This window comes from Fischerella sp. (assembly GCF_013388695.1).
Lineage (GTDB): Bacteria > Cyanobacteriota > Cyanobacteriia > Cyanobacteriales > Nostocaceae > PCC9605.
Genome location: NZ_JACAEU010000083.1, coordinates 23059 through 37160, shown reverse-complemented (window position 1 = coordinate 37160; position 14102 = coordinate 23059). Strand labels below are relative to the sequence as shown.

Annotated in this window: 7 protein-coding genes and 1 pseudogene; 1 reads left to right on the top strand and 7 read right to left on the bottom strand. The window is 43.8% G+C overall.

What is annotated here, in order from left to right:
• Positions 1–385: 385 nt before the first annotated feature.
• Positions 386–484, bottom strand: a pseudogene (locus HXY43_RS11300) (transposase); the annotation flags it as partial.
• Positions 485–650: 166 nt separating this feature from the next.
• Here HXY43_RS11300 and HXY43_RS11295 point away from each other — a divergent pair.
• Positions 651–1916, top strand: a complete 1266-nt coding sequence (locus HXY43_RS11295) for a transposase (protein ID WP_290883302.1) — start codon at positions 651–653, stop codon at positions 1914–1916.
• Positions 1917–1965: 49 nt separating this feature from the next.
• Here HXY43_RS11295 and HXY43_RS11290 read toward each other — a convergent pair whose 3' ends face one another.
• The 6 genes from HXY43_RS11290 to HXY43_RS11265 all read right to left on the bottom strand — a co-directional run bounded on the left by HXY43_RS11290 (position 1966) and on the right by HXY43_RS11265 (position 14086).
• Entirely contained in the window at positions 1966–2778 is an 813-nt protein-coding gene (locus HXY43_RS11290) for a DUF928 domain-containing protein (RefSeq protein ID WP_026733184.1), read from the bottom strand.
• Between the two features lie 77 nt (positions 2779–2855).
• Positions 2856–5228: a CHASE2 domain-containing protein gene (locus HXY43_RS11285; protein ID WP_290883300.1), complete on the bottom strand. Its 2373-nt coding sequence runs from the start codon at positions 5226–5228 to the stop codon at positions 2856–2858.
• Between the two features lie 141 nt (positions 5229–5369).
• Complete coding sequence (locus tag HXY43_RS11280) at positions 5370–6341, bottom strand: DUF1822 family protein (RefSeq protein ID WP_290883298.1); 972 nt, start codon at positions 6339–6341, stop codon at positions 5370–5372.
• A 134-nt stretch (positions 6342–6475) separates the two neighbouring features.
• On the bottom strand, positions 6476–9172 hold the full coding sequence (locus HXY43_RS11275; RefSeq protein ID WP_290883297.1) for a CHAT domain-containing protein: 2697 nt from the start codon (positions 9170–9172) through the stop codon (positions 6476–6478).
• A 155-nt stretch (positions 9173–9327) separates the two neighbouring features.
• Complete coding sequence (locus HXY43_RS11270; protein ID WP_290883295.1) at positions 9328–11403, bottom strand: ShlB/FhaC/HecB family hemolysin secretion/activation protein; 2076 nt, start codon at positions 11401–11403, stop codon at positions 9328–9330.
• Between the two features lie 85 nt (positions 11404–11488).
• A complete protein-coding gene (locus tag HXY43_RS11265; protein WP_290883293.1) occupies positions 11489–14086 on the bottom strand; it encodes a CHAT domain-containing protein in 2598 nt (865 codons plus the stop codon).
• Positions 14087–14102 lie beyond the last annotated feature (16 nt).

The following is a 14102-nucleotide window of genomic DNA, read 5'->3' as shown; positions in this document are numbered from 1 at the left end:
TTAGAGCAAGTTCTATTTCAACGTTGCCAAGTTCTTCTCAAACAGCCATCTTTGATTAAAGCGATCGCATGTTTCCACTGGTGGCCAAAAACAAAACCTTTATCATTCTGACGCAACCGAAATTGATATCACGTTATTTTACGAGCCATTATTATTCTTAGTATAGAAGAACAGCATGGTTCATAGTAAGTACTTAAGTACTTACTACAAGCCAAGAAAATTTGTAGTCATTAGCTTATCCGCCGTAAGCCCCACGCCATACCCGAAGGGTTGGCGCTGGGATATAAGGCGGGGCGACGACGAAAGCACCCCCGACCATAAAAACACGTAGTGTTTTGAGGGAGTGGGGTGGTTGAGGAGTCGCCAACTAACCGTGTGGCGCATCTTGAGATTGAACATATTCTTTTAACCTTTCAACAGTCACGCCACCACACGAAGCAATAAAGTAAGAATTGTTCCACAAGACAGATTTATCGCCATAGACAACGAGCTTATTGTTGACGAATGGGTTGACCACTTTGGTACTTTCTTTCTTTGTGATTACCAAAATAGTTTGGAGAGGTTAATCCTCAAGAGCTAGATTTCATTCAAGTAGAAAAGCTGGAACACCTACGCCAACTAGTAGAATTAAACCCTGAACTCTTGCAAACATGAAGACGACCTATCAGTACCGCCTCCGACCTAATAAAAGACAGGCTCAAATATTTGAGTCCTGGCTAGAGTTGTGTAGGAAACAGTACAATTTTCGTCTTGATGAAAGACTGAGTTGGTGGTCAGAAAATCGCTGTCCTGTTAATAGCTGTTCTCTGGTTTCATGCAGCATTGCACCTCCAAGAGAACAGCCTAATTATTACGAACAAAAAAAGGACTTAAAAACATCTAAGCAACTATTTCCTGAGTATGGCGATGTTCACTCTCAGGTATTGCAAAACGTAGTAGAGCGAGTTAAAAAAGTCTATGAGCGATATACCGTTCCTGATAAGAATGGCAAGCGTTCAGGTAAGCCTCGCTACAAGAAAGTGGGAAGATATAGGTCATTCACTTTCCCACAAATGAAGGTTGATAGTATCCAAGGCAATCGCATTAATTTACCCAAGATTGGTTTGGTTAAAATGATTGTGCATCGACCAATACCCGTTGGGTTCCAATTGAAAACCACAACCATCGTTAAAAAAGCAGAACATTGGTATATCAGCTTGGTGTTGGAAGATGTTTCGATTCCTGAATTCATTCCTGATATCATACCTACAGCAGAAAATACTGTTGGGATTGATGTTGGGGTTAATTCGTTTTTGGTAACAAGCGACAATGAAGTTATAAAAAATCCCAGATGGTATCGCAAGTCAGAAAAACGTTTGGCACTGTTACAACAAAACTTAAGCAAGACAAAGCGTGGTAGTCGTCGCCGTCGTCATCTTGGTAAAAAACTATCCAAGACACATAATAAAATTGCCAACCAACGCAGGGATTTTCACCATAAAACAGCCAAGCTTCTTGTGGACAATCATGAAGTAATTGCTCATGAAGACTTGGCTGTTAAAAACATGAGCAAACGAGTTGCTCCAAAAATTGATGATGAGGGAAAATATCTTCCTAACAATCAATCTCAAAAGTCCGGACTTAATAAGTCAATTATAGATTGTGGATGGAGTCAGTTTTTGTCAATTCTCACCGTCAAAGCCGCGAAAGCTGGACGGTTATGTGTGGCAGTAAACCCATCCGGTACTTCTCAAAAATGTTCAAATTGTAATCAAGATGTACCCAAAAAATTAAAAGACAGATGGCATTCTTGTCCTCATTGTGGCGCATCTCTTGATAGAGATTTGAACGCAGCGTTAAACGTAAAGCAAAAACTGATTCAACGACGGTCGGTGGGGCGTCACGACCGAAATGCTCAAGCAGTCTTAAACTCTTGAGAAGCCCGCGCTGTCCGCTTGCGGCAGCGCCGGGAGATGTCACTAGTCATTATTGGATAATCAAAGGCTGAGTTGCCAAGTCATCCAAGCCAACCGCTGCTAACAAATCTGTCCACTCTGTCTCAAGAGTGCGATTTTGCGGATTTTTCTGCCGCATTTCTGCCAGTGTGGTTAGCGCATCGTACCAAAAAGCATTGTTGGCATAAATAGCAACTTGCTGTAGGGGCTGCGCTGTTTGTAACTGCTTAGCTACACTCTGGTTGAGGTCTTTTCGCAAAATGACTCCTTCAACATAAATGGGGGCTGATTGCTTTTGGGGATCGCAGTAGACGTTGAAGAACCAGCGATAGCGTTTGCCCACTTGTAGTGGTGGAACACTCTGTGGGATAGGAACACCGATCACACCTGCTTTTTCTGGTAGAGCGATCGCCGTATTGTAGACCGGATCTTTTGACTCATCATCCAGCAATACAAACTCAACCGGATAGCCAGCGCTCTTGGTATAGGGTAGATAAAACCATAACTTCGGGCGTTCTTCAGTTGTCAATCCCCAGACATTTGTTACCGAGGCTGGTTGCTCAGTTAAGGGTACTAGGGCAGTTAAAGGAGGTTTAACATCCGGACAGCTACCTCGTCTCGCTCCACCAAAGCGGCGACCTCCAGGAGCAGGGCCTGGCGGTACTTCAGGCAAATCAACACGAATGGGTTCCTTAGTTGATGGTTGAGTTGAAGTTACTTGTGAAGTTTTAGTAGGGGTTGATACAGAAGACTGTGCCGCAACCAAAGTGAAAGTAGCAAGTAAGCTAGTGCTACTGAGGGCAATTGCCAAAACCAGTTTAATTGGCCGTAAATTGATATTCATAAGCCATCCCTAATATCATTTGTAATTTCAATATTTTTTATTTCTCATATCAATCTAGTAATTGTACTTATTGACTATTAATAATTAACAATTGACTTATTTTGTAAACGCGGAGCAGTTTTCCGCAAGGTGTTTTGAATTGATGTAATGGCAACTGTTCCCACTAAGGTCAAAGCTGATGGTATGAACGGTACCCAATACCCTTGGATAAATAGACCTAAGCAGAAAATGTAAAGAATTCCTGAGCAAACAACGATAAAGATTGCTAAGCGTGTAGATGGGTATTGTATTCGCCAAACTAGCAATCCTCCTGCTAATGACCAAACCCCAATCCACATCACCTCTGCTAACGGCCGCCATGTCCGCAATAGTGGACGTTCATCAAGGACGGCACTGAGAATCTGACTGACCATATGGGCTTGTAACAAGACTCCCGGCATTTGGTTGTCTAACTTACCACTGTATGGTGTAGCCCAATAGTCTGGAAAATCACCTTTAGCGGCAACACCAATTAAAACAATTCTATTTTTGATGGCGTTGGGGTTCACCTGGGCAGACAAAAGTTGCGTCAGCGTTACTTGTTCGGCTACTCGCTTTGCAGAACGGTAGTTTAGCAAAATTTGACCGCCGTTGGCATCGATGTTTTGATAGCCACCAGTTCGCGACTGCAAACGAGTGAAAATCCTACGACCCAGCTGTAAATCTCCCTTGGGAGTAAACTTTGGTTTCACTCCTTCAGCCTCCAAATAGCGAAATGCCAATTGCAAGCTGAGAGCATAGTCAGTTGGACAGGGTGATGTTGCCTCTTGATTCATAAACAGCAGATGCCGACGCACTACCCCGTCCGGATCGTGGATGAAGTCACTGAAACCCAAGCGGGATTTCGGTATTTCCGGTGGTGGTTCAATACCAGTGGTATTGGCTGCTGCATCGCTACCTTTACAAACACCGACTAAGTTTGGTGTTTGTTTAAGACGATTGATTAAATCTGGAGATTCCGCAGGAAAATCACGGTAGATATCCAAGCTGATCGCTCGAGGTTGGTACTGCTGAAGTTTCTCTAGGATTCGCCCAAGAGACTGATCGGACAGAGATGTTCCCTTCAGTGATTCGCCTTTGCGGCGTTGGGCTGCAATGTCGGCATCGTTAATTGTTACCAGTAGCAGGCGTGGATCGGGGTCTTCACTGATGAGGACGGAGCGCGATCGCATCATCCAATCAAAAGCTTGTAACTCCAAATCTTGCAGCACTCCCAAAATTCTCAACCCACTGATTGTTGCGGTAATTGCTACACTATAAAATAATATCTGTGTAAATCTGCGTAGATGAGAAGCAGCAGAAATCTGTTGGACTGTTTTTTTTGGGGCAACCCTGCCTGTAATCCCTTCCCAAGTGGGGGGTAATTGTGCAAGATTTTGACAAATTACAGGTAGCCAAGTTGCACAGGGGAACCTATCCTCTAGTCCTTGTAAGTGTTCCCTTGCTTCTCGCACTGCCAGGTAAAAAGGCTCACCACCAGCAAATCCTTCTAGAAAATACTTTAAAAACTCCTGTGCTACCAAGTCCGGGACTGGTTCGCGCATGACAATCATTTGGGGAATATGTAGATCGGCTAATTGTTCTGCTATTCCTAATCCATCACAGGAGTTAAAAATTGCTAGCTGCAAGCCCCGTTCAACGGCTTTTTTTAAGGCGTATTTTAATTCCTCAATCGTGAGGCTATCGGTTTTATTAAGGTAAATTCTGCCAATGCCATTGTTTCCCTGACTGGAACTGTGCCCGGCAAAAAAAAGAATATCCCAGTTTTTTCGCCACAGGTAGTCATTCAATTCCTGACGTTGTGGTTCTACTAAAAAACTAACATCAGCTACAGGTAAGGTCTCTAGTAAAGCTTTGTCTGCTTGAGTATCGATTCCCTGACTATTGCCGATGATGGCTAAAATATTTACTTTATTATTGTGTGTTTTCTTGGTAGCGATGCGCTCGTATCTCGGAGGTGCTAGGGCAATTTCTGCCTTGGGGTAGCGTTCCAGCACGTCCCAAAGATGCCAGGGCAGACGCTGTAATTCTCGATTTTCTGTTTGTAATATGACTCGGATATTGTCTGTGGGCAATAATCTTTCTAGCCATTTCTCCCGGACAGGACGAAATGCGGTTGCAAGTAGCCAGGTGTTGAGATGCGATCGCAAAACATGAGCAGTTTTGTCACACTCTTGGGCAAACGACACATTCGTTACCTGCACTTCATCAGCAGACAAACGATAAAAGTTACCCAACTTTAGATAACTCGACTGCCATTCTTTATACTTTTGTAATAATTCCGCCGCTGGAGGTAATCTACCTGCAATTTCCGATGAAGGTAGTTGACCTTCTTCACCTATTTGCAGCGTGACAGCAAACCCTCGCTCAAAGCTACCGTCTGCAAATTTCAGAACCACTAACTTACCCATAATTAAAACAGATGGGGGGGATAGGGAGTAGTCAATTAAAAATTTTTAATTTTACATTTTTAATTTTTAATTCCCCAAAGGGGAGATAGGGGGACACTAATAATAATTTTCGACTATTGGCCATTGACTATTGACTCTTGACTAAATTACGAAATTTTCCGTTACACAGGCATCATTCAGTGCTACCTTAACGCTAAACTGCTCCCCAGGTTCTCCTCTAAACTGTAACTGAATGTAATTGTCTGCATTTCTGGCTTGGGCTTCTAAAAATTCTGCTCCTGAGCGATCGATAACTATGAGTTTTACTCCTGGTGTCAGGTAATTTTGACTATTAGCTGGGTGCAATTGTACGTGAATGCTCGTTTGTTGGTTAGCTTGAGGGCTGATTTCCACAATTAAAACGACGAGTTGATTGGCAATCTTGATTCCTAAGTCAATCAATTTTCCTCGTCTCACGGTTAGTTCTTGCTGGTTATTGGTATTTTCTTCAATCAAATTGCTACTTCTAAAGGCAAAAGCTGGGGCAAGTTCTGGCTGATTCCACAGCGATTCTAGGGTTTGCCAGCCAGCCTCGAAGATACCTGCAAACCACTGGCTCAAATTTACTAATTCAGGAGCTGGTGAAGCGATCGCGGTTGGTGCTAAATGTTCAATTAATGCTTCTAGAGGTTGCAGTTGACTTAAAGGCAGTTCTTCATTTACAACGCTGCGAACAAACCCCAACAGCTTTGCTTCTTGCAGCGATTCATCTACTTGCACAACTACATAACCTATTCGTTCTTCCCAGGTTTCTGGAGGAACATAACAAATTTCTCGATCCAGACTTGCAGGACGGCACTCCAAACGCCCAATTCCTGGTAACTCCAAATCGGCGACATCAGCACACAGACGTACAACCGGATTCCAACTGTCACCAGTTCTCAAATCGGTGGCAATATCCATCATTTGCAGGTAGTCATTTACTACCAACACACAAAGCGTATTTAAGCGGACTTGTTCGGCACGTTCAGGAGTAGGCTGCTGATTGGCAAACTGCTGGGCAGTTCTGCGGGCTGCTTGGGTAATGGGCAATGTTAAAGAATACTCGTCTAAGTTCAGTGTCTTGCGTGACATGGATCATTCCCCAATGATGAATGCTGCTATATACTTATCGTTTGCCATAACAACAATTACGCAAAAAATTGTTCTTTGTTGGTGGTTGGTTGTTGGTTGGAACAAACACCAAACAACCAACAACTAACAACAAATTAGAGCCAATTTCCAATTAGTACATAAGCAGACCAAAAACTGGGTGCGTTGTAGTTGGGATGCTTCAGCAATTGTAATTGAGCGCGGCGGAGAGCTTCCGCTTTGGTGATGCTGACGTCTTTTAATTCTCGATAAAAAGCACCGATAAACTGGGCTGTGGATTCATCATCAATTTGCCATAGAGAAGCCACGGTACTGCGTGCACCCGCACGTACGGCTGTTCCAGCTAAACCCAGGGCTGCACGTTTGTCTCCTGCTGCTGTTTGACAGGCACTCAATACTAATAGTTGCACTGCTTCCGGTCTGGTTTCATCCCGACCGCGCAGGATATTGTCGAATTCCGTGACGTTAATTGGTCCATCGGCAGCTAAGATAAAAGTTTGATCGGCGCTAGAACTAAACTGACCGTGGGTTGCTAAATGCACCACGTTGAAGGCAGCAGCATTCACTTGATTTTCTAGTGCTTTACTTGTGAATTGCTGATTCAAGAGATTGGTTGTTGGTATTCCAGTTTCGGCGATTAGTTCGATTTCAGTTTTAATCGCCGGCAAAGGTGGAAAGTTGGAATACTGCGGTGGTGGCTCAGTTAATCCAGCGGTTAAAGCGTTGAGTTGCTGTCGCTGTAGCGGTTTAGGGTCGAGGAGTTGCAGACCGACACTCAGGGCAATTGCATATTTTTCAATTAAGAATTGCTTGCCGTCGTAGAGGGAGGACATTGGTACATTACGCAGTACTCCATCCAGAACAAATACCAGGGTGTTTACCCCACTGGCTGACAATTGCGACTCTATCGGTTTAACCAGCCAGTTGTAAACTTGTTGTGACTGTGTCCTTGTAGCTTTGATCGCCGCAGGGTTGACAAGATTTTGACGCAATGCAACGACTGCTTTTTCTACTTCTGCTTGGGAAATCTGGGTGCGATAGTGCCGTAGTGGTTGTTTGGGAATTTTAACAATTAGTTGCAGTTCATTGGGAAGAACGATCGGGTATAAGATGGCAGCGGTAGGATTTTCTTTGTCTACGACTTGGTCTAGCAGCACTCGCTGACCTTGCAAACAAGCTTCTCGGAAGAAGTTATCTAATTCTGCTATTTTTAGTGCTTCAATCCGCTGACGAGCTTTTTCTAGAGTTTTTTCGTCTGGTTGTTTTTGTGTCAGCAGTAATTCGACTGACTGCCGATAAACTGGTTCGACGCTGTCACGAAAGTTGAATCGCACATCTTGATTGACTGCTACTAGATCGCTGCGAAGAGATTCGAGAGTTTGCACAGCTGTATCGTATGCTGCGATCGCTCCTTGTAAGTCTCCTTTTACTTTCAGCAATCTTCCTAATTGCCATTGCCACCGATAAGCAATATCTGGTGCATTACTACTCTGTGCTAATAGTAACGCCTGTTGAGTGAGGTTTTGTGCTTCTGACCATTGTCCAGTTTGCTCGTATAAGCTGCCCAAACTTCCCAAGGCATAAGCTTCTGCTCGTTTGTCACCCAAATTACGGGCTTGTTGCACGGCGGTAGCGAGGATCTGGGCAGGCGTGGGAGTGGGGGAAGAAATTTCTCTATTGCCAATTCCCGATTCCCGATTCCCGATTCCCAATTCCCCATTTCCTAATTTGACGAGACTCTCTACAAAGTTAATCCGCGCATAGATACTGGCACGACTAGGGGGAAGTTGGTCGAGTTGAGATTGAATTTCTGGTAGTAAAGTTTTTACATCTGCTGATTTTTGTTCCTCAATTAGCAAGCTAAGGAGATTGACTTGTGCTTGCACTTTCAAAAGAGGTGAGGGAGATGCTTTGACTGTTTGTTGATAAAAATCGATCGCTTGTTGTGTTTCCTGCTGGGCGCGGGCATTGTTACCTAAACTGAAAAGACTGCCAGCAAGGTTAGCAGGCGATCGCAGGCGCTTTGCTACTGCCAAACTTTCTTGGAGAACAGTGTGAGATGTTGGCAAGTTGCCCACCAATTGCAAAACATCACCAAGCGATCGCAATGTAATTGCTTTTTCTGGTGAGTCGCTTTGCGATCGCAATTTCTGGTTGATCTGCAAAAGTGTCGCTTCTGCACGACGGTAAAATCCGCTTGAAATTAGGGCTTGTGCTTGATTGATCTGCGATCGCACTACGCCGTTTTGGTCATTGGCTTTGGTGTAAATATCCATCACCTGCTGCCAAGTTTGTAATGCTTGTTCTGCCTGTCCTGTTAACAGTTGCAGACGACCCCGAATATCTAGCGTTTGAGCTAAAATCTTATAATTTTGGATTGTTTTTGCTTGGGGAGTTTGTTGTTTAAATCCTTGTAAATTCAAGCTTTGGCTAATTGCTTCTTGAGCTTGTTTCCATTCACCAAGTTGTTGATAAGCTAGTGAGAGATTACTCAAAGCTACAACTTGTTTCAGTGTATCTCCCTGCTTTTGATACTCTTGCACTGCTTGCTTTAACACCTGCACAGCTTCAGCAAACCGCCCGGCGTCATATAGCAGTTTTCCTTGTTGTAAGGAAGAGGTAGGGGAAGAGGAGCCAGTGCGTTGCGGGTGTACCAAGCGTTGTAGCACCTGGCGTGGGGAGAGTGGGAGATAGGGAGAGGGGGAGAGAGTGAGGGGAGGAAGTTTTGCTAAAGCTGGTGAAATACTAGTGCATAGTAAAGTAGTCACTAGTGCTAGTGCTAAAAAACGATATATCTTATCTTTTACTTTCATTTGCTTGAAAATTTTCAGAATGGCAAATTTATAACCAGACTATTTAAGATGACTTTCTCCCCATCACCCCATCACCCCTTCGGGGAATTAAAAATTAAAAATGTAAAATTCAAAATTTTTAATTTTTAATTTTTAATTTTTAATTGACTACTCCCTCAGAAGGGATTGGCAATAATGGAAAAGTACAAACCGTTTTCCTGCCATGAGTCTTTATCCCCAGAAGAAATTGAAACTAAAGGAATACCCCAGTCCAAGCGAGCAGTGAGACGATCTTCGAGTTGGAAACGCAACCCTAATCCTACAGATACCAAAGAATTGGTATCTAGTTCTGCTTCCGAAGCGGATCTGCCGGAACGGTTCCAACCGTTGCCAAAATCCACAAAGGGGGTTATCTGTAGAAGACTGTTGCGTTCTGAAAAACGAACAATGGGAACTCGCACTTCGGCAGAAGCAAATATGCCGTTGTCTGTGAGCAAGGCATCTTGACGATAGCCTCGCACGCTTTCGAGACCTCCAATGCCAATTTGTTCAAATGGGACGAGTGGTCGGTCTGCTAGTTGCACATCACCTCGTAGCAGCAGTAGGGTATCGGGAGCTAATAAGCGCACCCACTGGGCTTGTCCTCTCCACGCCACAAAACGACCATCGGGAGAGCTATCGTTGATGGTGGCATTTAAAGCATCAAGTCCAATACTAAACTGAGAACGCAGGGCGAATACTTGCTGACTGCTACGAGAAGTCCATTCTTGAAAAAAGCGCACTGGTGTGATCCGTGTTCTTCCTTCTTCATCTGCACCCGATCCTGGAAAAGGAAGTTCCCCATCCAAGAAGGTAGCTTTGCTTTCTCGATGACCAGCTGTTATACCTAAAGCAAATTCCTGAGTCGGTGTTTGGATGATGGGTTGGCGTAGTGTTAGTTCGTAGTAATGAGAGTTGGACTGAATATCGAGGACATTAAAGGGTCTTTCAATCACTTTGTTGTCAGAAAGACCAAAGCTAAATGCTACAGTGCCATTGCGGGGGTTGATGGGCAGAGTATACAAAAAATCAAAAGTATTGCTGCCATCTGTATTAGTGTAAATAGCGCTAATGCTATCGCCCCACCCCGAAAAATTACCTTCGTTTAGTTGTATTTCTCGACTAAAACTACCAACAGCTGGCGATCGCCCATTATCCAATACCAACTGTAGGTTCAAAGTATCGGCTTCTGTTATCTGCACTTCTAGCACGCTTTGCCCCGGACGCGTGCCAGCAGACAGTTCTGCTGATAAGTTTTCAATCAAGGGATTCAGTTGTAATAACTGTAATGCTGCTAGGAGGCGATCGCGATTGAGGGGTTTGTCTGTGGCGATCGCCAGGCGGCTTTGCAGGTAACTAGGCTTGAGTCTGCTAGTACCTGTAATTTTTATCTCTTCCAGTCCCCCCTCAACTACTCTAATTTCTACTACACCGTCCTGTAGTTTTTGCGGTGGGATGTAGGCCCCGGATGTAATGTATCCTTTGTTAACATAAAAATTAGTAATTTCCGAACGTACTTGGAAGAGTTCAGCAATCGTAATGGGACGTCCGGTAAAGGGTTTAGTAATTTTGGCAAAATCTTCTGGGCTAAAGACGGTGCTGCCTGTAACTTCAAATTTTTTGACAGTGATGGTTTGGGGAATTTCACCGCTTGGGGTTGGTTCTGGAGTGGGAGGTGTTGTTGTAGCAGGAGGTTGAAGTAACTCTTCTGGTGGTGGTAGAGGTTTTGGCGGTGTTGGTTCTGGTAATGGTTGGATTGAAGGTGGCTTGGTATTCTGAGGAGGAAAATTTTGGGCAATTCTTATTTGCTCAGGCACAGGGCTAAAGCTTGGAGTTTCAAAAATCAACTCTGCATGAGTAGGTTTTGTTTGTATAACCTCATCCTTAAAAGAGACGTCTTTTAATTGAAAATTATTGGGGTTTAGAACTGATTGTAGGTTGGATGTTTGCGTTTTTTTAATTACTTCTGCTTTCACTGGTTCAATTGTCGTTGTGCTGCTAATGATAATTAAGCTCAACCAATACAAGTATTTGTAGATTTTTAAGTTGAAGAGAAGAAATTGACCGGATATGGTAAAAGTTTGATGACAACCTTGAGCGGAGAGAATAAAAGCTTGTTTACAAAGAAATATGAAGTCGCGAATTTGTTGGTTCTCAGTCGTCATCCCACATTCCGCAGGTATAGTTTGATTTTTAATTAATTCTTTCTTCATGTATTCTTAAATCTTAATTGGAAAAGGATAGATGTTTTTGATGTATTTTCAATCCCCTTTCCCCTATTTTCAAACGAGATGTGAATTACAACCAATTTCCTACCAAGACAAACGGTGCCCAATAATAGGGATGGGAAAAATTCGCATCTTGCAAAAATGCCATTTGGGCTTTTCGCAAAGCTTCCGCTTTACTGGTTCCTGGTTGGCTGAGTTGTTTATAAAACTCTCCCATAAATTTGGCTGTAGATTCGTCTTTGACAGCCCACAGGGTAGCTAAGGTACTGCGGGCGCGGGAATGGACTGCTACTCCTGCCAATCCCAAGACAGCACGATTATCCCCTTTAGCTGTCTGACAGGCACTGAGAACCAATAATTCTATTGGGCTAGCTTCATCTTCCTCTCTAGATTTGATTAATTCGCCCAATTCCTTGACATTAATCTTTTGATCCCAAGCGAGTATAAAAGTATCATCAGACTTACTGCTAAACTGACCGTGAGTAGCCAAATGCAAAATTGAAAAAGGCTTTGATTGGATAGTTTTTCGTAGGTTGGAGCGAGTAAATTTTTCATTTAAAAGTTGTTGACTCTTAACTGCCGAGGCAATTTTTTTGACTTCCAAGTGTACTGCCGGTAAGGCTTTAAAGCCTGGACGGGCTTCACTCAGTCCCGCTGTAATCACTTTCAAATTATCCTGTTTGAGCGATCGCGCTTGCAACAACTGCATTCCTGGTGAAAGAGCGACGCTATATTTCTCCACCAGATACTGTTTGCCATCATGTAAAACAGACATGGGCAGATTTCGCAAGGAACCATCGAGCACAAATGCCAGAGTTTTCACGCCGCTGTTAGCTAACTGAGGTTCCGCTGGACGAATCAGCCAGTCATACAGCTGTTGATACAGCCGCAAACGTTCCTCATTGGAGTAAGCGGGATTGAGGGATTGACGCATCTTTTGGATGCTGTTTTCGATGTCAGCTTTGGGTAGAGAAATCTTGTAGCTCGAAAGAGATTTTCCGGGAATAGATACAATTACTTCTAAGCGATCGGGCAAAATAATCGGATAAATCACCGCTGTTGTCTTAGTCGGATCGATCTGCTCAATCAGCTGTGGTTTGGCTTCTAAACAGGCTTCACGAAAGAAATTATCTAATTCGGCTAATTGCAGGACTTCAATTGTTTCTCGGGCTTGCTTTAAGTTTTCTTGGCTGGGGTTGGATTGTAACAATAGCTCTACAAACTCGCGATAAACGGGTTCCACACTTTCTTGAAAGGAAAATTGCACATCCCGATTAATCGCTACCAAGTCACTACGCAAAGCCTTGAGAGCATCAACTGATAATTTGTATGCTGCGATCGCAGCTTCGGTATCCCCTTGAATTTTGTGGATGCGCCCCATTTGCCAATAAGCTTGGTAGGCAATACTATTAGCGTTAATCTCTTCAGCTATTTGTTGGGCTTGTTGCGTGAGTTTCAACGCCGGATCTAGTTGCTGTGTTTGCAGATACAATTCTCCTAGCTGAGTTAAAGCATTGGCTTTGGCGCGCATATCTCCCAATGTTTCTGCTTGCTGGACTCCACGAGCCAAAATCCGTGCTGCTTCTTGAGATCGTGCAGACTCTCTTCCATCCTGTTTCGCCAACCGAGAAAGACTGCGAGCAAAGTTAACAGCTGCGTAGACAGATGCGCGGGAGGGGGGAAGGTTGTCTAGTTGAGATTTAATTGGTGCTAATAAAGACTTCGCTTGTTCCCACTGTGAGGTTTCTGCATAAAGACTGAGTTGGTTCAACTGGGCTTCCACTTGCACACGGGGGTTAGTTGCTTTTGCTGCTGCTTGTTGATAGTAATCCAAAGCTGCTTGCGTTTGCTGTAAGTCTCTAGCAGTATTTCCCAGGCTAAAAAGAATACTACTAATGTCTGCGCTAGATTTGAGGCGATCGCTAATTACCAAACTTTGCTTTAAGACTTCCTGAGATTTTTGTAAATCTCCTACTACCTGTAAAGCCACTCCTAGACTTTGCAACGCTTGTGCTTTTAGTAGGGAATCAGGCTGACTTTGCAGCTTATTATTGACAGTTGTCAACAACTTCTGCGCTCTGCGATAAAATCCTAAAGAGCGCAAAGCTTGGGATTGGTTAATTTGGCTACCTATTTCTCCGACGCGATCGCCAGCTTTGGCGTAGGTGCGTTCTGCTTGTTGCCAAGTTTTCAGAGCGTCTTCTGCTTTTCCTTGTGCAAGTTCCAGATTACCTTGAGTATTGAGAGCCACTGCAAGGATGCCTGTATTTTCCCGATCTTGTTGTAAGAGATTCAGGCTGTTACTAATAGCTTTCTCAGCCTTTTGCCACTCTCCCAATTTTTGATAAGCTAAGGAGACATAGCTCAAACTCCAAGCTTGATTAATGATATCTCCTTGGCGTTGAAAAACAGCAGCCGCCTCTTGCCAAACTTTAGCCGCCTCAGCAAAACGTCCCGCCTCAAGCAGAGTTCTACCTTCATCCAGTCGAGATTTACCATCTTTGACTTGAGATTTGCCGTTATCGGCCACAGCTTTTTCAGTTTTTAACCTCAATCCCAAATCGGTTTGTGCCAGTACAGGAAAATTGCTGATTGGCAGCAAAAATATCATCAGTCCCCAGCAGCTACTGATGTTGAAAAATCTCGTCAGATGGCGACATTTACGCATAAAATTTACTATCTTT

Excerpts from the sequence above, each read along its gene's own strand:
- HXY43_RS11295 (WP_290883302.1), top strand. The coding sequence starts at position 651 with ATGAAGACGACCTATCAGTACCGCCTCCGACCTAATAAAAGACAGGCT.
- HXY43_RS11290 (WP_026733184.1), bottom strand. The coding sequence starts at position 2,778 with ATGAATATCAATTTACGGCCAATTAAACTGGTTTTGGCAATTGCCCTC.
- HXY43_RS11285 (WP_290883300.1), bottom strand. The coding sequence starts at position 5,228 with ATGGGTAAGTTAGTGGTTCTGAAATTTGCAGACGGTAGCTTTGAGCGA.
- HXY43_RS11280 (WP_290883298.1), bottom strand. The coding sequence starts at position 6,341 with ATGTCACGCAAGACACTGAACTTAGACGAGTATTCTTTAACATTGCCC.
- HXY43_RS11275 (WP_290883297.1), bottom strand. The coding sequence starts at position 9,172 with ATGAAAGTAAAAGATAAGATATATCGTTTTTTAGCACTAGCACTAGTG.
- HXY43_RS11270 (WP_290883295.1), bottom strand. The coding sequence starts at position 11,403 with ATGAAGAAAGAATTAATTAAAAATCAAACTATACCTGCGGAATGTGGG.
- HXY43_RS11265 (WP_290883293.1), bottom strand. The coding sequence starts at position 14,086 with ATGCGTAAATGTCGCCATCTGACGAGATTTTTCAACATCAGTAGCTGC.